General features: G+C 68.6%; 16 protein-coding genes and 1 pseudogene. 15 read left to right on the top strand and 2 right to left on the bottom strand.

Going from position 1 to position 18,576, the window contains the following annotated elements:
• From SB4_RS15080 to SB4_RS15045, 8 genes are all read left to right on the top strand, one after another.
• Positions 1-697 (top strand): phosphoadenosine phosphosulfate reductase domain-containing protein (locus tag SB4_RS15080; protein WP_058753226.1); only part of this gene is annotated, 697 nt, incomplete at its 5' end.
• Positions 697-1,857 carry a DNA cytosine methyltransferase gene (locus SB4_RS19140; RefSeq protein ID WP_082670201.1) on the top strand — a complete coding sequence of 387 codons (1,161 nt, stop codon included), beginning with the start codon at positions 697-699 and terminating at the stop codon, positions 1,855-1,857. The genes SB4_RS15080 and SB4_RS19140, both read left to right, overlap by 1 nt.
• Positions 1,854-2,372, top strand: a complete 519-nt coding sequence (locus tag SB4_RS15070; protein WP_058753224.1) for a DUF2840 domain-containing protein — start codon at positions 1,854-1,856, stop codon at positions 2,370-2,372. The genes SB4_RS19140 and SB4_RS15070 overlap by 4 nt, the downstream gene beginning before the upstream one ends.
• A complete protein-coding gene (locus SB4_RS15065) occupies positions 2,369-2,914 on the top strand; it encodes a S26 family signal peptidase (protein WP_058753223.1) in 546 nt (181 codons plus the stop codon). The genes SB4_RS15070 and SB4_RS15065 overlap by 4 nt, the downstream gene beginning before the upstream one ends.
• Positions 2,915-2,958: 44 nt before the next feature.
• Complete coding sequence (locus SB4_RS15060; protein WP_058753222.1) at positions 2,959-3,294, top strand: DUF736 domain-containing protein; 336 nt, start codon at positions 2,959-2,961, stop codon at positions 3,292-3,294.
• A gap of 4 nt (positions 3,295-3,298) precedes the next feature.
• Entirely contained in the window at positions 3,299-4,027 is a 729-nt protein-coding gene (locus tag SB4_RS15055; protein WP_058753221.1) for a lytic transglycosylase domain-containing protein, read from the top strand.
• A 243-nt stretch (positions 4,028-4,270) separates the two neighbouring features.
• Positions 4,271-6,010, top strand: a complete 1,740-nt coding sequence (locus tag SB4_RS15050; RefSeq protein WP_058753220.1) for a relaxase/mobilization nuclease domain-containing protein — start codon at positions 4,271-4,273, stop codon at positions 6,008-6,010.
• A 60-nt stretch (positions 6,011-6,070) separates the two neighbouring features.
• A complete protein-coding gene (locus SB4_RS15045) occupies positions 6,071-6,406 on the top strand; it encodes a hypothetical protein (protein WP_058753219.1) in 336 nt (111 codons plus the stop codon).
• A gap of 2 nt (positions 6,407-6,408) precedes the next feature.
• On the opposite strand, the gene SB4_RS15040 is transcribed toward SB4_RS15045, so the two are convergent.
• Complete coding sequence (locus tag SB4_RS15040; protein WP_058753218.1) at positions 6,409-9,744, bottom strand: DEAD/DEAH box helicase; 3,336 nt, start codon at positions 9,742-9,744, stop codon at positions 6,409-6,411.
• A gap of 209 nt (positions 9,745-9,953) precedes the next feature.
• On the opposite strand from SB4_RS15040, the pseudogene SB4_RS15035 reads away from it, so the two are divergent.
• Positions 9,954-11,942: pseudogene (locus SB4_RS15035) on the top strand (conjugal transfer protein TraG).
• Positions 11,943-11,944: 2 nt separating this feature from the next.
• Positions 11,945-12,403, top strand: coding sequence for a hypothetical protein (locus SB4_RS15030; protein WP_058753217.1), 459 nt, complete (start codon positions 11,945-11,947; stop codon positions 12,401-12,403).
• 4 nt (positions 12,404-12,407) lie between these two features.
• On the opposite strand, the gene SB4_RS15025 is transcribed toward SB4_RS15030, so the two are convergent.
• Positions 12,408-13,436, bottom strand: a complete 1,029-nt coding sequence (locus SB4_RS15025; RefSeq protein ID WP_241488641.1) for an endonuclease/exonuclease/phosphatase family protein — start codon at positions 13,434-13,436, stop codon at positions 12,408-12,410.
• A 368-nt stretch (positions 13,437-13,804) separates the two neighbouring features.
• Between SB4_RS15025 and trbB the strand changes: the two genes are divergently transcribed.
• Genes trbB through trbJ form a run of 5 tightly spaced genes read left to right on the top strand, consistent with a single transcriptional unit; the run spans position 13,805 to position 18,574 of the window.
• Positions 13,805-14,761, top strand: coding sequence for a P-type conjugative transfer ATPase TrbB (gene trbB, locus SB4_RS15020; RefSeq protein ID WP_058753215.1), 957 nt, complete (start codon positions 13,805-13,807; stop codon positions 14,759-14,761).
• Entirely contained in the window at positions 14,758-15,090 is a 333-nt protein-coding gene (locus SB4_RS15015; RefSeq protein WP_058753214.1) for a TrbC/VirB2 family type IV secretion system protein, read from the top strand. The genes trbB and SB4_RS15015 overlap by 4 nt, the downstream gene beginning before the upstream one ends.
• Positions 15,090-15,365, top strand: a complete 276-nt coding sequence (locus SB4_RS15010) for a VirB3 family type IV secretion system protein (protein ID WP_058753213.1) — start codon at positions 15,090-15,092, stop codon at positions 15,363-15,365. Before SB4_RS15015 ends, SB4_RS15010 begins: the two co-directional genes overlap by 1 nt.
• 12 nt (positions 15,366-15,377) lie before the next feature.
• The gene (trbE, locus tag SB4_RS15005) at positions 15,378-17,816 is read left to right on the top strand and encodes a conjugal transfer protein TrbE (protein ID WP_058753212.1); all 2,439 of its coding nucleotides are present in this window, start codon (positions 15,378-15,380) and stop codon (positions 17,814-17,816) included.
• A complete protein-coding gene (trbJ, locus tag SB4_RS15000; protein WP_058753211.1) occupies positions 17,813-18,574 on the top strand; it encodes a P-type conjugative transfer protein TrbJ in 762 nt (253 codons plus the stop codon). Before trbE ends, trbJ begins: the two co-directional genes overlap by 4 nt.
• The last annotated feature ends 2 nt before the right edge of the window (positions 18,575-18,576 follow it).

Here is an 18,576-nt window from a genome sequence, read left to right as displayed (position 1 = left end):
GCAGGCGCTGGGGCTGCTGCATCCGACCGGCATCCCGTTCCTCGACATGGCGATGCTGCACGGCCGCTTCCCCGGCACCAAGACGCGCTTCTGCACCGACGAGACCAAGCTGATCCCGATGATGCACCGCAAGCGCCCGCTGCTGGGCGCAGGCGTGCCGGTCATCGACTGGATCGGCGAGCGCGCCGACGAGAGTCCGGCACGGGCGAAGAAGCCGCCGATCCAGTCGTCGCATCATGTCTCCGGCGCGCGGCAGGTGCTCTACCGACCGATCTTCCGCTGGTCGGCGTCCGACGCCTTTGCGATTTCCGCGCGCCACGGCCTGCGGCACAACCCGCTCTACACGATGGGAATGAGCCGGGTCGGCTGCTCGACCTGCATCATGGTTAGGAAGCGCGAGCTGCGCGCCTGGTCGATGCGCTTTCCCGCCGAAGTGGACCGGGTGCGCGAATGGGAGCGGCTGGTCAGCCTCGTCTCGCGCCGCACCGCCGTCGCGGGCACGCCGACCTCGCTGCTGCCCGCGCCGACCGTCCCGGGCGACCGTGACGATCACGGCCGAGCGACGATCGATCGCGCGATCGAATGGTCGCGCACCGGCCGTGGCGGGCGCAACTACGACCTGTTCGTCGACCTGGAGCGGCGCGAGGCCGACGCGCATGGCCTGCTCTGCGACAGCGAATATGGGCTGTGCGAGTGATGCGCGCGCTCGACCTGTTCAGCGCGGCGGCGGGCGGCTGGACGCTCGGCCTGCACCGCGCCGGCTTCGTCACCGTGGCGGCGTGTGAGATCGTCGAATGGCGGCGCATCCTCTACGCGGAGAACAATCCCCATGTCCGCCTGTACGAGGACGTGTGCGGCCTCACGGCAGCTCGACTTGTTTCCGACCTCGGATACCTCCCCGACATCGTCGTCGGCAGCCCGCCCTGCCAAGACATCTCGGTCGCCAACACGCGCGGGCGTGGGGTCGACGGCGAGCGGTCGCGGCTCTACCTCGAAGCCGTCCGGCTGGTCGGAGACTGCCGCCCTCGCTGGTTCGCTTTTGAGAACAGCGCTCATCTCAGAACTCGCGGCGCGGACCGGCTGCTCGATGCGCTGGCGGCGCTCGGCTACGCCTGCGAACCGTGCGTGGTGGGTGCTGGAGACCTCGGCGCCAACCACGAGCGCAAACGATCGTGGCTCCTCGGCTTCGACCCCGACCAGCTCGCCGCCCGCGCTGCTGACGACGCCGCGGCGGTCGGATGCGGACCGGGGCGGCCGGGGCGACGTGCTCAGCCAGTTGCAAGGCCATGCCAGCCGTCATGCGGGGATGCTGCCGACACCGGTGAAGCCGAACGGCGGGCGGCGCTTGAGCCAGCAGGAGATCGAGAGCGGCAGGCGATCGAACGGCGCGAAGGCGCAGATCGACACGCCGAACCTGCTCCGGCACGCGGCGGACATGCTGCCGACGCCGACCAAGCGCGACCGGCGGATGGACGCATGGTCGCCGGCCTACGACCGGCGCAAGTCGCCGACAATGGACGCGGTGCTCGACGGGGCGATGACCGGCCGGGCGCCGGACCGTTGGACCTATGCCCGGTCGGTCGCGACGCTGCTGAAGGCGCACGGGCTGACTGGAGCCTCGCGGACCTTGCCCGTCACCTACGGCTGGATGATGGGCTATCCGCCGGGCTGGCTGACGCGCGCCTTGCGCTCGGCGATGGACGCCGGCCGGCTGCCGCCAGCCTGATCGTCGAGGCGTTCGGCGACGCCGTCCTGCCGCAGATTCCCGAAGTCATCGGCCGCGCCATCCTGCGCACCGAAGCCGCGCTCGCCGCGGCGATGGGGCGCGACTTCCACCATCGAGGAGACCGACCATGACCGCCGCTGCGATGCGCGCGGGCACGTTCGCCGTGCCGTCAGCGCGACCGTCCGACAGCCTGACCCATGTCGAGCTGACCCACATCGAGAAGCGGGTCGAGAACTGGATCAGGTTCGGTCGACACGTCGGCGAGCGGATTATCGACCGCCGCCGCCGTGTCCTGTCGTTCCGGCCGGGCAGCCTATTCGCGTTCGTCCGCTGGGCCGCCAACGACTACGGTACAGTCGCCTCGCGCATCGACATCCTGCGCGCGGCCGATCCGGGCGAGCCGTATCAGACGCTGCCGTTCGTCCGGCCCGGTGGCGACATCCTGCTGCACGTCGAAGGCTGGCCGAAGGTCGAGCGGGTGCTCCGCCACATCGACATGGTGGAAGCCGCCGGCATTGATCCGTGCGACGCCGCGCCAGATCACTGGCGGCACGTCCATAACAGGATCGGGACCGGTGAACAGCCGCGCGCCTACACCGCCGAGCGCCACCGGGCGTGGCTCAAGCGGCGGGAGATCGAGCGATGAGCCGTCGCGGCTATGTCGCGACGGCGATCGTCGCCAGCCTGTCGCTCGCCGTGATGGGCGTGGTCGAGGTGACGCCGCGCCTGCTTTGGAACGCCTCCGCCAGCGTGCCGGTCGGCCTCTATGCGCTGCGTCCAACCAAGCGGCTGGCGACCGGCGATCTGGTCGCGGTGACACCGCCGAAGCCGCTCGCCTGGTTCCTCGCCACGCGACACTATCTGCCGCTCGACACGCCGCTGATGAAGCGGGTGGTGGGTCTGCCCGGCCAGCGCGTCTGTCGCGTCGGCAACACCGTCACCGTCGATGCAGCGCCGCTCGGGAACGCGCTCGACCGCGACCGGCACGGCCGTCCGCTGCCGGTCTGGCGGGGCTGCCGCCGCATCGCCTCGGGTGAAGTCTTCCTGATGAACCCTTCCGTGCCGGACAGCCTCGATGGCCGCTACTTCGGTCCGCTGCCCGCCGCCACGGTCATCGGCACGGCGACGCCGATCTACACCGACGAGGCCGGCGATGGGCGCTTCGTTTGGCGCGCGGCGATGCGCTGACTGTCGATCCTCTTCCCGAAACCGCACTATTAAGGAGACCTGCCATGCCGCAGATCGGCACCTTCACGCGCACCGCCACCGGCTTCGCGGGCCGCATCCGTACGCTGTCCTTCGACACGGAGTTCGTCATCTTGTCCGCCGACCCGGCAGCGGCGGAGAATGCCCCGGACTTCCGTATTCACCTTGGCGACGGCGACGGGCCGGAGGTCGGCGCAGGCTGGACCCGGCATGGTGAGCGTGCGGGCGAGTTCGTCGCCATCGTGCTCGACGATCCCGTCTTCCTCGCGCCGATCCGCGCGCGGCTGTTCCGCGACGCCGATGACGATACGGCATGGTCGCTGCACTGGAACCGGCTGCCGCGCCGCGGCGAGCGGGACTGATCCGATGCACACCATCGTCCTCCGCACCGCGGCAGCACTGCTCACCGGCATCGCCACGGCAGCGCCGATCCTCCCGGCTGGTGCACAAACCTCCCGGGCGGTCCGCGCGATACTGGTCGATCCCTATGCCGGGCACATCGCGGAGGCGTCGCAGCGCTTTGGCATCCCGGCGGCATGGATCAGGGCGGTCATGCGCGCCGAGAGCGCAGGCGATCCGCGCGCGGTGTCGCACGCCGGTGCGATCGGTCTGATGCAGGTGATGCCGGCGACATGGGCGGACCTGCGCGTCCGCCATCGCCTCGGTGCCGACCCCTACGATCCTCGCGACAACATCCTCGCCGGCACCGCCTACCTCCGCGAACTGCACGACCGCTACGGCAGCGTCGTCGCCATGCTTGCGGCCTACAATGCCGGTCCCGGTCGCTACGAGGCGTCGCTCGCCGGCCGCTCGCTGCCGGCCGAGACGCGCGCCTACGTCGCCGCCATCGTGCCGATCGTCGATGGCGGCGCTACCGTCACGCCGGTCGTGGTCACGGTGGCCGATACGCTGGCATGGACACGCGCGCCGCTGTTCATCGCGCAGCCGGATCGCCATTCCGCTGCCGATCCTGTGTCGGCCGAGCGTCCCTCGAACGAGGCTGGGCCGCCGCCATCGGTGCGCGATGCCTCCGCCATGATGCCGCAGTCGGCCGGTCTGTTCGTCGCCCGCGTCGGCACAGGGACCACGCGATGAGCGCGTGGGTTCCCGATCGCACGTTCGTGGGCGCTGGCGCAGGTTGGAGAGCGCGCAGGTGGAGCTCGGGCAACACGACCGAAGGATGGCGAGATAAAACGGCGCACATTGCGCTTCGGTCTGTCGGTTGTTTTTGCTGGAATTTTCGGCATCTCCGGCACCTTGCGCCGTCCGGCGGCAAGGTGCGCCGACAGGTCAACGCGCTGTTTCCGCACGATCTTCAGCACATTGCAGGATGCTGCGATGGCCGATGACCGCGAGTTCTGCGTCCGTCCCGGCCGCGTCCGCTCGTCGGGCGCGCAGCGCACCCGGCCCTTCATCGCGCAGGCGCTGGCGGCAACTCGAAAGGCTGGCGGCCACGTCTCGCGCTCCGGCCGGATCGGCTCGGGCAAGCGCTCGCATTTCGGGCGCGGGCGCACGGCCAGCGTTCAGGCAAACCGGCTGCTGACCGGCCGCTCGCGCAACGTCGTCATCAAGACCCGCGTCTTCCGTCACGGCGCCCGTGCCGCACTGCTGTCGGCGCACCTCACCTATCTCCGCCGCGAAGGTGTGACCCGTGACGGGAAGAAGGCGCACCTGTTCAGTCCCGAAACCGAGAACGCCGATCCGCAGGCTTTCGCTGAGCGCTGCGCCGACGACCGGCATCACTTCCGTTTCATCGTCTCGCCCGAGGATGCGGCGGACATGGCCGACCTCAAGACCTTCACGCGGGACCTGATGGCGCGGATGGAGAAGGACCTCGGCTCGACGCTCGACTGGGTCGGCGTCGATCACTGGAACACTGACAACCCCCACGTCCACGTCATCCTGCGCGGCCGGACCGACGACGGCCAGGACCTCGTCATCGCTCGCGATTACATCAAGGAGGGAATGCGCGCCCGCGCGCAGGATCTCGTCACGCTCGAACTCGGTCCGCGCACCGATATCGACATTCGCCGCAACCTCGAACGCCAAATCGAAGCCGAGCGATGGACCCAGCTCGACCGCCAGCTCGTGCGCGACGGCAGCCGAAACGGCGTCATCGACATGGCGCCTCCCGCCCGGGAGCGGCCCGACGATTACCATGCTCTGAAAGTCGGACGCCTGCGGAAGCTGGAGACGCTCGGCCTCGCCGATCAGATCGGTCCCGGCCAATGGATCATCGGCGAGAAGGCCGACGCGACGTTGCGCGAGTTGGGCGAACGTGGCGACATTATCAAGCGGATGCACCGGGCGCTGATCGAGCGTGGCATCGAGCGCGCCGAGGCAGGCTATGTGCTGGCGGCGGAAAGTCTCGACCAGCCGATAATCGGCCGTTTAGTCGAGCGCGGGCTGGACGACGAACTGACCGGCACCGCCTATGCGGTGGTCGACGGCGTAGATGGTCGCACCCATCATATCCGATTGCCCGACCTCGATGCTGCCGGCGACAGCGCGCCCGGCTCGATCGTCGAACTGCGCGGCTTCGACGATGCGAAGGGCCAACGCCGCGTCGCGCTCGCCGTCCGGTCTGATCTCGATCTTTCCGCTCAGGTCACCGCTACGGGAGCCACTTGGCTCGACCGGCAGGCAATCGCCCGTGAACCGGCGGCGTTGTCGGAGGGAGGCTTCGGGGCCGACGTCCGCAGCGCGCTTGAGCGCCGCGCTGACCATCTGATCGAACAGGGGCTCGCCGAACGGCGGGGCCAGCGGGTCACCTTCAATCGCAACCTCATCGACACGCTGCGCCACCGCGAGGTGACCGAGGCGGGCAAGCGGCTCGCCGCTGAGATAGGCCAGCCGTTCAACCGCGCAAACACCGGCGAGTATGTCGCCGGCACCTACCGCCAGCGCGTCACGCTCGCCTCTGGCCGCTTTGCCATGCTGGACAGTGGTATGGGCTTCCAACTCGTGCCGTGGACGCCCTCGCTGGAGAAGCAGCTCGGTCGCCACGTCTCCGGTATCGTCCGCGCCGATGGCGGGGTCGACTGGAGCTTCGGCCGCAAGCGCGGGCTCGGACTGTGATGGACTCGACTCGTCCTGCCCGTATCTTCGTCGGGATCACGGATGGGGGGAAATCCGCACATGAAGACGTTCAGCTATTCGATCGCGCCGGAAAAGCTGTGGCAGGCGATCAATCCGTGGACCTTCTACCAGCAGGGCGCTCAGGTCGGCTTCGTCAACATCAACCTGGGGCAGACCCCGGCACCGGAGGTCGAGCAGCAGATCCTCGACGATGTCGGCAGCTATGGGCGTCAGCTCGGCCGCATCGGCGACGCGCTGGAGGTGCTGTTCCGCCATGTGCCGCTGGACGGATTGATGAAGCAGGAGCAGGACGCGCTGTCGATTTTGAAGGGACAGCTCGCCGAGGTGCGGCAGATCAAGGTCCGGAACAGCGGTATCGAACAGGCAAGCGGCTGACGTCATTCGTCTTCGCGTTGCCGATCCAGCCCGGCGTCGAGCTGGGCGAAGACGCCGGCCGAGCGCCAAAGGCCGCGATTGCCGATGACGTACACCGCCTCCTTCGCCCGCGTGACCGCGACGTTGAGGAGGTTGGGCTCCTTGCCGGCCCAAGCGCGTGCGCCAGTCTGGTCGGCATTGGGTGCGCCGAGCACGAAGATCACGGTTTCGGCTTCCCGACCCTGGACGGTGTGGATCGTGCCGACCCGCTCGTAGCTCCAGCGGTCGAGATCGGGAATGGCGGCGCCGAGGATCGCGCTCTCCCGGATCATTCGACGCAGCCCGTCTGCGACCTGCACGAACGGCGTCACCGCATAGAGGTCCGGTTTCAGATCGGCGGCCACGATCCGCTCGATCATCGCCACCGCTTCGCGGCCCTCCTCGACGCACCATTTGTCGATGCCCGATCCGACGACGTCGATCCATGAGGACGGTCCGAGCAGGTCGCGAATGGGCGAGGGCCGTGGAGTCTTCGCCTGGACCATCAGCTTCTCGTAGGCGACCCGGTTGGCGATGCCGAACATTGGCTCCGAGCATCGGCGATGGACGAGAAGCGGCACGCCGACCGTGCGGCTGCCAAGGCGCGCGGGGAACTCGGCGAACCACGCGGTCGCGTCGTCGGCGAGCGTCTGCACCGATGCGGCGGGTGCCGAGAAGCGACCGGCGTCGATGCCGAAGGTCCGGCAGATGGCGCTGGTCAGGCGCTCCGGCAGCATGACCACCGGCGGCACCTGGATCGGATCGCCGACGACGATGGCGCGACCGGCGCGCATGATGGCACCGACCGCCTGCTGCGGCGACGCCTGCCCGGCCTCGTCGACGAGCAGCCAACCGAGCGAGGCGGGTGGCAGGCGGCCGAGCATCGTGCCCACTGAGGCGAAGGTCGTGGACATCGCCGGCACGACGAGGAACAGGCTGGACCAAAGGTCGGGGATGAGTGCGTCCCTCGCCGGGTCGCCCAGTCCCTTGCCGTCCAGGACCTGAAGGGCCGCACCGAGGTTCTGGCGCAACGGCTTGGCCGCAGCGTCAATGAAGGCGCCGTGCAGGTCGAGGGCCGCCTCGAACAGCGCGTCTCGCTCGCGATGCTCCTCAGCCGTGAACCACGGCGCGGACGGCTGGATCTGCTCGGGTTCAGAGGCAAAGAAATCGTCGTCGATTGCGGTCGCGTGCCGAGCATCCCGCTCGCGACGCCATTCCGCCAGCAGAGGGGCGAGCAACGCGTCGACTTCCGTCGCACGCGCGTCGGCGCCGAAGCCGAGCCACGGGGATCGTGCGAGCCGTTGCCTCAGACCAGCCGGCAGCAGCTTCGCATCGGCCGCCTGCTCGCCGGCGCTCGCCAGCGCTGACGACAGGGGAACATGTGTCGCGCGCCAGGCACGGTAGCGACCGAGGCCGAGCAGGCGCTGGAAGAGGCCGGGCCGCTCCGCACCATGCACGCGCACCGCTTCGAACGCCCGTTCGAGGATGGGAAAATGGCGGGAGCGCAGGCGGAACAACTCGACGCGCTCGCGCGTGGCTGCGACCTGCTTCTCCAGATCGCGGAACCGCGTCCGCGCCGCCTGCCAGCGCCGTAGCGCTGCGCGACGATCGAGCGGCGGGTCGAGGTCGCTGACAATGCGCGGCGGTCGCGTCGTTCCGTCCGGCAACCTGATCTCGGGCTTTCGCCCGTCGATCGCCTTGAAGTAGCTGAACAGGCCCGTGTCCTCGGTCCACCAGAAGCGGTCCTTGAAGGCACTCCGGTTGCCGGCATTGCCGAGCACCGCAGCGATGGCACCCCAGCTTTCCTGCCCGAGCAGGCCGTCGGCCATCGGCTTGAAGTAGCGTAGCCTCGGTGCATCGTCGGCGACAGCACCGATCGCGGGCAGTTCGCCGCTGACGTTCTCGACCGCCTTATTGTTCGACGAGGCGACGAGCATCTCGAACCCCTTCAGACGGGGGTCGAGGCGATAGAGATGGAGCCAGGCTCCACCGAGGTTCAGCTTGGCACCGGACGCGGTGAATGCCTTCTCCGGATCGTCGAAACTCGCCATCACGCCGGCGCGCTCCGTTACGAGCGCGGCGACGACGTCGCGCAGCAGCGTCGTCTTGCCGGTGCCGGGCGGCCCGTTGACTGCGAGAATCTCGCCGGGCCGCTGCGCCGTGGCGAGGTTGACCGCAGCCTGCTGCATCAGCACCAGCGGATGACGTCCCGGCCCCGGCCACCGGCCCGCAGGGAAGCGTTCCGGCGCGACCACCGCTTCGATCGCTTCCTCGTCGTGAAGCAGGTCGCGCCGCGTCTCTGGCGACGTCACGCCGAGGAACCGCTTCAGCGTTTCGGGCACCTCGTTCTTCGCGAACAGCGCGGCGGCCTTGCCGATGTCCTTGAGGAAGAAGCTGTTCAGCAGCAGCGCCTCGGGCGGCTCGCTGGACTTGAACGGCACCGTGCTACGCACCGCGAAGGACGGCGGCTTCGACAGGCTACCATCGAGACCCAGGGTCGCGACCAGCCACCGATAGGCGGACGCGATGGCGGCTTCGTCGAGGGGGACCGCCTTGCCGTCCTGCCCTTCGCGATACAGCCGCTCGTGGAGTGCGGTCTGGATGCGATCCTCTTCCTCGGACCAGCGGCTGAGCGACGCCGGATCACCGGCCAGCGCGTGCGGCAGCCCCCAGCCGAAGCTGGAGACGACCGCGCAGGCATCGGGGATCGGACGACCTTCGCGATCGACGATGACGATTGCCAGCGGCGTCTCCCCGCGCGCCTGCGGCCGTTCGGGACGGCTGTCGGCGAATCGCTGGAGCAGGCCATCGATCGCGGGCTGCATGACGATCGAGCCGAGCACGATCTGGAAGTACAGGCGCGCGCCCGGCGGGCCTTTCGCGGTGCCTCCCGCCCAAGGGAGCCCGCGATCGAAACGCGCGATGCGCCGCATGTCACCGCCGGCAAGGTCGGCCGGCTTTCTGAACGTCGCGGGAGACAGCACCTCCAGCACCGTCCATGCGCGCAGGATGTCCTGCGGATCATTGGCGATCGTTTCGCGCTCAGGAAGTGGTGGGGCAGGCCGCGACCTCGGCGTGGGTTGCGCGGGCGGCGGCGTGGGCGGGGCGGTTGGTTTCGGCGCCGGTGCTGCCTGCGCCATCACCGGTGCCGCGAGCATCCCTTCCAGACGCTTCTGCAATGCCTGGGCGCGGGCGACCTTGCGATATCTCAACTCGGCGAGGATCGCTTCATTGGTGGCTCCCCGGTCGGGGGAATCCTGCACGAGACCTTCCAGTTCGGCGATACCGAGCTGGGCATAGGGACGACCTGCGAAACTCATCGGCGGTCGTGGCGCCGGTTAACGGTGTATTGATGCGGCATCGGGGAGGCGATTTCCTTCGGGCGTCGGTCGCTGTCGTCTTTGCCGGAGGATAGCCGAACCACTTACCTACGCTACAGCCTGTATTTGCACGCTGCGGCGCGACGGCCGGAGATTTCCATTGAAGCGCGTCGAAGCCGACGACGACGTGGCTCCGAAAGGAGCGCTTCATGTCCGCCACCAAGATCCTTTGGGGTCAGATCCTCACCGTAATCCTGATCGTGCTCGCCGCAGTCTGGGGCGCGACGCAGTATGTGGCCTGGTCGCTCGGGTATCAGGCGCAGCTTGGGGCGCCGTGGTTTCGGGTCGCGGGATGGCCGGTCTATCATCCGCCCTCCTTCTTCTGGTGGTGGTACTTCTACGACGCCTATGCGCCGGGCATCTTCGAACGCGGCGCCTTCATCGCCGCATCGGGCGGGTTCCTGTCGATCGCGGTAGCGATCGGGATGTCGGTGTGGCGCGCGCGCGAGGCGAAGAAGGTGGAAACCTACGGGTCGGCGCGCTGGGCCGAGCTGGGCGAGGTGAAGGCTGCCGGGCTGCTCGATGCCGATGGCGTCCTGCTCGGTCGCTACGACCGCGGCTATCTCCGCCACGACGGGCCGGAACATGTGCTGTGCTTCGCGCCCACCCGTTCGGGCAAGGGCGTCGGGCTGGTGGTGCCAACGCTGCTGACCTGGCCGGGTTCGGCGATCGTCCACGACATCAAGGGCGAGAACTGAACACTCACCGCCGGCTTCCGCGCGCAGCATGGCCGCGTCCTGATCTTCGATCCGACCAATGCCAGGTCCGCCGCCTACAATCCACTGCTGGAGGTACGGCGTGGCGAATGGGAGGTGCGCGACGTCCAGAACATCGCTGACATCCTCGTCGATCCGGAAGGCTCGCTGGAGAAGCGTAACCATTGGGAGAAGACCAGCCACGCGCTGCTGGTCGGCGCAATCCTCCACGTCCTCTACGCCGAGGAGGACAAGACGCTCGCCGGCGTCGCCGCTTTCCTCTCCGATCCAAAGCGTCCGATCGAGTCGACGCTCGCGGCGATGATGAATACCGCGCATCTCGGTGAGGCCAGCGTCCACCCTGTCGTCGCCTCGGCGGCACGCGAGCTGCTCAACAAGTCCGACAACGAACGCTCGGGCGTGCTGTCGACCGCCATGTCGTTCCTCGGCCTCTATCGCGATCCCGTCGTGGCCGAGGTCACGCGGCGGTGCGACTGGCGGATCGGCGACATCGTCGGCAGCCGTCATCCGACAACGCTCTACCTCGTCGTCCCGCCCTCCGACATCGCCCGCACAAAGCCGCTGATCCGCCTGATCCTCAACCAGATCGGACGGCGGCTGACCGAAGACCTTCAGGCCAAGGTCGGGCGCCACAGGCTGCTGCTCATGCTCGACGAGTTTCCGGCGCTCGGCCGGCTCGATTTCTTCGAATCCGCACTCGCCTTCATGGCTGGCTATGGGTTGAAGAGCTTCCTAATCGCGCAGTCGCTGAACCAGATCGAGAAGGCCTATGGCCCGAACAACTCGATCCTCGACAATTGCCACGTCCGCGTCAGCTTCGCGACCAACGACGAGCGAACGGCGAAGCGCGTGTCGGACGCGCTCGGCACCGCGACCGAGATGAAGGCGATGAAGAACTATGCCGGGCATCGACTCTCGCCCTGGCTCGGTCACCTCATGGTGTCTCGCTCGGAGACGGCGCGCCCGCTGCTCACCCCCGGCGAGGTGATGCAGCTCCCGCCCACCGACGAGATCGTCATGGTCGCCGGCACCCCGCCGATCCGGGCGAAGAAGGCGCGCTATTACGAGGACACCCGTTTCAGGGAACGCATCCTGCCGCCACCGACGCTGACCGGACCGAAGGCCGCGAAGCCGGACGACTGGAGCACGCTGCCACTTCCGGACCGGCCGCAGCTCGCGGAGCCGGCCGCGGCGGCGGAGCAGGACGACGACCCGACCGACTCCGAGCGCCGCCACCGGCCCGAACTCAGCCGGGCGAAGCCGATCGAGAAGACGGAGCCGATCGCCAACGAGTTCGAGATCGACGTCGATCGCGACGACGAGATGGAAGACGCCGCAACCCGGAACCGCCGGATGACCGGGATCATGCAGGGCGTCGCGCGTCAGGTCTCGCTCGACCCGAACGACGGCATGGAGCTGTGACGATGACCGGCCGCAAGAAGAAGGCGCAAATTTCCGTCTATCTCGATACCGCCGTCATGCGGACGCTGGCGGACTATGCGGCCCGCCGCGACCAGTCGCTGTCGCTCATCGCCGAAGCCGCCATCGCGTCGTTCCTCTCCCCGGACGCCGACGAGCGCCGTGAGGCGGCCGTGACCAGGCGGATTGACCAGGTCGATCGCCGCATGACGCGGCTGGAGCGCGACGTCGGCATCGCGGTCGAGACGCTCGCGGTGTTCATCAAGTTCTGGCTCGCCACGACCCCGGCACTTCCCGAACCGGCGGCGCACGCTGCTCGCGCCAAGGCCGGTGAACGCTACGACGCCTTCGTCACCGCGCTCGGCCGACGGCTGGCGAAGGGACCAAAGCTGCGGCAGGAGATCAGCGAGGACGTGTCCGGCGATCCGCGGTCTTCCGGTAACGATGCACCGCCGGCCAAGTAGACGGTCAAATGTCGAGATCGACCCACAGCGCCGCGTGATCCGAGCCGGCGTCTTCGGGCCGCGCGACCTCTTCGTAGCTCTCCCATTTGGCAGGTCTCACGCCGGGCCACATGCCTTTTCGCCAAACGCCGCCCGCCTTCACCTTGTCGAACAGCGCGGGCGACAGCAGGATATAGTCGATCTTGTTCCCGACCTTGCAGGCGCCATACGTGCCGGGATGCCCGCCATCATCGAAGGCGTCGTGCTCGAATATGTCCCTGAGCGACGTGCCATCGATGATCGGCTTCAACGGATCGCTGTCCGGCGTGTCGTTGAGGTCGCCGATTACGGCGACGTGCTCGACACCCTCGTCGGTCAGCCGTCGATAGATTTCGGCGACACGTTCGGCCTGCACTTTCCGTCTCGCGTCCGACGCCGTTTTGCCGCCATAGCCCTTGCTCTTGAGGTGGTTGACCATCACGACCAACCGCGTTCCAGACGGCGTCGTCACCTCGAACTCCGGGCAATCGCGCGAGAAGATCGTCTCGCCGTCCGGCGTGCAGTCGTCGACGTGGCTGCGCATCGTGCCGATCGGATACCCCTTCCGCGCCATCAGCCCGACGTCGATCCCGCGCTCGTCGTTGCCGTCGATGACCATGACATGCCGGAACGGCGTGCCTCCGATTGCCGGCAGGATCTCGCGGTTGAAGGCGGACAGGACCGGACGGCTCTCCGCTTCCACCACCCCCAGCACATCGGCCTCCAGATCGACGATCACCCGCGCGGTATTGCGCATGGCGTGCTCGTTGACCGGCTCGTCGCGCAGTTCGAGCGAGCCGACCCAATCGGCGCGGCCGGTCGCGACGACTTCGATGCCGCCGGTCTTCGGCCGCTTCAGCAGGCCGCCGCGGTTCCGGCGCAGCAGCACGAAGGGACCGGAGTCGGATTTCTCCATGCCGAGTTCGCCGACGAGCTTCGCGATCTGCGTCCGATCGGCATCGCTGTATTCGACCTGCCCGAGCAACTGGTTGAGCCTGGCGAAGCGTTCCAGCACCGGGCGCCCCTCCGCCCAGCTATCGAGGTTCATCGCCTTCGCACGATCGAACAGGTTCTCGACGTTGTAGACTGCCAGGCGCATAGGACTCTCCTTCGGCTGGGACGATGATGCCTCTGCTACGTTTCAACGACGCGACAACGGAACGTCGGTAGACGTTCGTTCGAACGGTAGGGCGGCATGTAGGATCGCCGTGCTCCTGTATTTGCACGCCATACTACTACGCTTCTCGTTTCTTGTTGAGTCGGCCCTATTTCGGGCTCCTTTACTCATCCCCGTTCCGGGAGCGCCTGTTGCGATCCCAATGATTGCGGGGCGCAGACGTGGTTCAGCACGAACGATCGGAGGCAAGGGCGCGCGGCGCGCGGATGCTGCGCACTGCGTTCGGACCTGCCATTGCCCGGCTGCTGGAAGACCCCGCCGTTGTCGAGGTGATGCTGAACCCGGACGGGCACATCTGGGTCGACCGGCTTTCGGAAGGGCTGGCCGACACCGGCGAGCGCTTGTCGCCGGCTGACGGCGAGCGCATCGTCCGTCTCGTCGCCCACCATGTCGGTTCCGAGGTCCATGCCGGTGCGCCCCGCGTCTCGGCCGAGTTGCCCGAGACGGGCGAGCGGTTCGAGGGGCTGCTGCCGCCGGTCGTCGCCGCGCCCGCCTTCGCCATCCGCAAGCCCGCCGTCGCGGTCTTCACGCTCGACGACTATGTCGCGGCCGGCATCATGTCGGCGGCACAGGCGGAGGTGCTGCGCGAGGGCGTCGCGTTCCGCGCCAACATCCTCGTCGCCGGCGGCACCTCGACCGGCAAGACCACGCTCACCAACGCGCTGCTCGCCGAGGTCGCGAAGTCCGCCGACCGCGTCGTCATCATCGAGGACACGCGCGAGCTGCAATGCGCCGCGCCGAACCTCGTCGCGATGCGGACGAAGGACGGCGTCGCCTCGCTGTCAGACCTCGTCCGCTCCTCCTTGCGACTGCGCCCCGACCGCATCCCGGTCGGCGAGGTGCGCGGCCCCGAGGCGCTCGACCTTCTGAAGGCTTGGGGCACCGGCCATCCCGGCGGCATCGGCACCATACACGCCGGCAGCGCGATCGGCGCGCTGCGGCGGATGGAGCAGCTCATCCAGGAAGCCGTCGTCACCGTGCCGCGCGCGCTGATCGCCGAGACGATCGACCTCGTCGCCGTCCTCGCCGGGCGCGGCTCCATGCGCCGCCTTTCCGAACTCGCCCGCGTCGAAGGGCTCGACGTGCAAGGCGACTACCGCGTCGTGCCCACCGATCGACCGGCGGCCTCGCTCACCCCCACCAGCACAGGAGACCGACCATGACCTCTCGCTTTCGTATTGCCCGCTATCGCCTGGAGACCGCGGTGGCTGTCGCCGTCATCAGCGTGATGACCGCGCCCGCCGCCCACGCCTCCGGCTCGTCGATGCCGTGGGAAGCGCCGCTCCAGTCGATCCTGAAGTCGATCGAGGGTCCGGTCGCCAAGATCGTCGCGGTCATCGTCATCATCTCGACAGGTCTGGCGCTGGCGTTCGGCGACACGTCGGGCGGCTTCCGCCGTCTCATTCAGATCGTCTTCGGCCTGTCGATCGCGTTCGCCGCGTCGAGCTTCTTCCTGTCGTTCTTCTCGTTCGGCGGCGGGGCGCTGGTCTGATGGCCGGCGATTCTGCCGGCGAGGTGCCGGGCTTCGCCGTGCCCGTCCACCGCGCGCTGACCGAGCATATCCTGCTCGGCGGCGCGCCGCGTGGTCTCGCCATCCTCAACGGCACGCTGGCAGCGGCGCTCGGCCTCGGGTTGCGGCTGTGGCTGGTCGGCCTCGCCGTCTGGGCGGTCGGCCATGTCGCAGCGGTATGGGCGGCCAAGCGCGACCCGATGTTCGTCGACGTGGTGCGCCGCCATCTGCGCATTCCCGGCCACCTGTCGGTCTGAGGGCGCACGATCATGATGCACCTTGCCGAATATCGCCGCACCAGCGCGCGGCTCGCCGACTTCCTGCCGTGGGTGGCACTGGTCGGCTACGGCGTCGTCCTCAACAAGGACGGCAGCTTCCAGCGGACCGCGCGCTTCCGCGGTCCCGATCTCGACAGCGCGGTCCCGGCCGAGCTGGTCGCGGTTGCGGGACGGCTCAACAACGCCTTCCGTCGCCTCGGCTCGGGCTGGGCGATCTTCGTCGAGGCGCAGCGTCATCCCGCCGCGACCTATCCGGCCAGCGTCTTCCCCGATCCGGCATCGGCGCTGGTCGATGCCGAGCGCAAGGCCGACTTCGAGGAAGCAGGCGCCCACTTCGAGTCGAGCTACTTCCTGACCTTCACCTTCCTGCCGCCCGCCGCGGACGCTGCGCGGGCGGAGGGCTGGCTCTACGAGGGTCGCGAGAAGGCCGGCATCGACCCGCACGAGGTGGTCGCCGGCTTCGTCGACCGCACCGACCGCGTCCTGCGGCTGATCGAGACCTTCATGCCGGCCTGCCGCTGGCTGGATGACGCCGAGACGCTGACCTACCTGCACGCCTGCGTCTCGACGCATCGGCACCGTGTCCGCATGCCCGAGACGCCGATGTATCTCGACGCGCTGCTCGCCGACCAGCCGCTCACCGGTGGGCTGGAGCCGATGCTGGGCGACCGGCACCTGCGCGTCCTCACCATCACCGGCTTCCCGACCGCGACGACGCCGGGGCTGCTCGACGAGCTGAACCGGCTGGCGTTCCCCTATCGCTGGTCGACCCGCGCGATCCTCCTCGACAAGACCGATGCCACCAAGCTGCTGACGAAGATCAGGCGGCAGTGGTTCGCCAAGCGCAAGTCGGTCGCCGCCATCCTCAAGGAGGTGATGACCAACGAGGCGAGCGTGCTCATCGATACGGATGCGTCGAACAAGGCGGCCGACGCCGACATGGCGTTGCAGGAGCTGGGCGCGGACCATGCGGGCATCGCCTACGTCACCGCAACGGTGACGGTATGGGATGCCGATCCGCGCATCGCCGACGAGAAGCTGCGGCTGGTCGAGAAGGTCGCGCAGGGTCGCAACTTCACCGCGATGGCCGAGACGATCAACGCGGTCGATGCGTGGCTCGGCTCGCTGCCGGGTCACGTCTACGCCAACGTCCGCCAGCCGCCGGTCTCGACGCTGAACCTCGCGCACATGATTCCACTGTCGGCGGTCTGGGCCGGACCCGAGCGCGACGAACATTTCGACGCGCCACCCTTGCTCTGCGGCCGGACCGAAGGTTCGACCCCGTTCCGGCTGTCGCTGCACGTCGGCGATGTCGGCCACACGCTCGTCGTCGGCCCGACCGGCGCGGGCAAGTCGGTACTGCTCGCCCTGATGGCGTTGCAGTTCCGCCGTTACGCCCACGCGCAGGTGTTCGCCTTCGACTTCGGCGGCAGCATCCGCGCGGCGGCGCTGGCGATGGGCGGCGACTGGCACGACCTCGGCGGCGGGCTGACCGAGGGGAGCGACGCCAGCGTCTCGCTCCAGCCGCTCGCCCGCATCGAGGCGACAGCGGAACGCGCATGGGCGGCCGACTGGCTGGTTGCAATCCTCACGCGCGAAGGCGTGGCGATCACGCCGGAGGTGAAGGAGCATCTCTGGACAGCGCTGTCGTCGCTCGCCTCCGCGCCGGTCGAGGAGCGGACCATCACCGGCCTCGCGGTGCTGCTCCAGTCGAACGACCTCAAGCAGGCGCTGCGGCCGTACTGCGTCGGCGGCGCATGGGGCCGGCTGCTCGACGCGGAAGCCGAGCATCTCGGCAGCGCGACCGTCCGGGCGTTCGAGACCGAGGGGCTGATCGGCACAGACGCCGCGCCGGCCGTGCTCGCCTACCTGTTCCACCGGATCGAGGACCGGCTCGATGGCTCGCCAACGCTCATCATCGTCGACGAGGGCTGGCTCGCGCTCGACGACGAGGGCTTCGCCGGGCAGCTCCGCGAGTGGCTGAAGACGCTGAGGAAGAAGAACGCCTCGGTCGTCTTCGCGACGCAGAGCCTGTCGGACATCGACGGCAGCGCCATCGCGCCCGCGATCATCGAGAGCTGCCAGACCCGGCTGCTCCTGCCCAACGAGCGCGCGATCGAGCCGCAGATCACCGCGATCTATCGGCGCTTCGGCCTCAACGACAGGCAGATCGAGATCCTCGCGCGGGCGACGCCGAAGCGCGACTATTACTGCCAGTCGCGCCGCGGCAATCGGCTGTTCGAGCTGGGCCTGTCCGAGGTGGCGCTAGCGCTCTGCGCCGCATCGTCGCGCACCGACCAGCAGGCCATCGCCGCGATCGTCGCCGAGCACGGTCGCGGCGGCTTCCTGTCCGCCTGGCTGCGCCACCGCGGTGTCGGCTGGGCCGCCGACCTGATCCCCGACCTCACCAATCTGGAGACATCATCATGATCCCGCGCCGTAGTCGCGCGGCGCTCGTCGCCGCGTCCATCCTCACCGTGCCGCTCGCGCTGTCGCCGATGCTGGCGATGCCCGCTGCCGCGCAGTGGACGGTGTTCGACCCGTCGAACTATGCGCAGAACGTCCTTCAGGCGGCGCGCACGCTCCAGCAGGTGAACCAGCAGATCACGTCGCTCCAGAACGAGGCGACGATGCTGGTCAATCAGGCGCGCAACCTCGCCAGCCTGCCATATTCGTCGCTCCAGCAGCTCCAGCAGAACGTCCGGCGCACGCAGGCGCTGCTGCAACAGGCGCAGAACATCGCTTTCGACGTGCGGTCGATCGACCAGGCGTTCCAGCGCCAGTACGGCAGCGCGTCGATGACGGCGACCGACCGGCAGCTCGTCACCGACGCGCGGAGCCGCTGGCAGAACACGGTCGGGGGTCTGCAGGATGCGATGCGCGTGCAGGCCGGCGTCGTCGGCAACATCGATGCGAACCGCACGGAGATGGCGACCCTCATCACCCGCTCGCAGGGCGCCACCGGCGCGCTCCAGGCGACGCAGGCCGGCAACCAGCTCCTCGCGCTCCAGGCGCAGCAGCTCGCCGACCTCACCGCGATGATGGCGGCGAACGGCCGCGCGCAGGCGCTGTCGGACGCCGAGCGCGCCGCTGCGGCCGAGCAGGGTCGCGAGCAACGCCGCCGCTTCCTCGCGCCGGGCGCCGGTTATCAGCCCGGCAACGCCCGCATGTTCAACGGCGGCAACTGAGG

Origin of the sequence: Sphingomonas sanguinis, assembly GCF_001476905.1 — a bacterium.
Classification (GTDB): Bacteria; Pseudomonadota; Alphaproteobacteria; order Sphingomonadales; family Sphingomonadaceae; genus Sphingomonas; species Sphingomonas sanguinis_B.
Note: the sequence above shows the minus strand (reverse complement) of the source record. Positions and strands in the feature narration are given on the sequence as shown.

Bases quoted from the DNA above. Each gene is read 5' to 3' on its own strand.
- SB4_RS19140 (WP_082670201.1), top strand. From the start codon at position 697: ATGCGCGCGCTCGACCTGTTCAGCGCGGCGGCGGGCGGCTGGACGCTC.
- SB4_RS15070 (WP_058753224.1), top strand. From the start codon at position 1,854: ATGACCGCCGCTGCGATGCGCGCGGGCACGTTCGCCGTGCCGTCAGCG.
- SB4_RS15065 (WP_058753223.1), top strand. From the start codon at position 2,369: ATGAGCCGTCGCGGCTATGTCGCGACGGCGATCGTCGCCAGCCTGTCG.
- SB4_RS15060 (WP_058753222.1), top strand. From the start codon at position 2,959: ATGCCGCAGATCGGCACCTTCACGCGCACCGCCACCGGCTTCGCGGGC.
- SB4_RS15055 (WP_058753221.1), top strand. From the start codon at position 3,299: ATGCACACCATCGTCCTCCGCACCGCGGCAGCACTGCTCACCGGCATC.
- SB4_RS15050 (WP_058753220.1), top strand. From the start codon at position 4,271: ATGGCCGATGACCGCGAGTTCTGCGTCCGTCCCGGCCGCGTCCGCTCG.
- SB4_RS15045 (WP_058753219.1), top strand. From the start codon at position 6,071: ATGAAGACGTTCAGCTATTCGATCGCGCCGGAAAAGCTGTGGCAGGCG.
- SB4_RS15040 (WP_058753218.1), bottom strand. From the start codon at position 9,744: ATGAGTTTCGCAGGTCGTCCCTATGCCCAGCTCGGTATCGCCGAACTG.
- SB4_RS15030 (WP_058753217.1), top strand. From the start codon at position 11,945: ATGACCGGCCGCAAGAAGAAGGCGCAAATTTCCGTCTATCTCGATACC.
- trbB (WP_058753215.1), top strand. From the start codon at position 13,805: ATGCTGCGCACTGCGTTCGGACCTGCCATTGCCCGGCTGCTGGAAGAC.
- SB4_RS15015 (WP_058753214.1), top strand. From the start codon at position 14,758: ATGACCTCTCGCTTTCGTATTGCCCGCTATCGCCTGGAGACCGCGGTG.
- SB4_RS15010 (WP_058753213.1), top strand. From the start codon at position 15,090: ATGGCCGGCGATTCTGCCGGCGAGGTGCCGGGCTTCGCCGTGCCCGTC.
- trbE (WP_058753212.1), top strand. From the start codon at position 15,378: ATGATGCACCTTGCCGAATATCGCCGCACCAGCGCGCGGCTCGCCGAC.
- trbJ (WP_058753211.1), top strand. From the start codon at position 17,813: ATGATCCCGCGCCGTAGTCGCGCGGCGCTCGTCGCCGCGTCCATCCTC.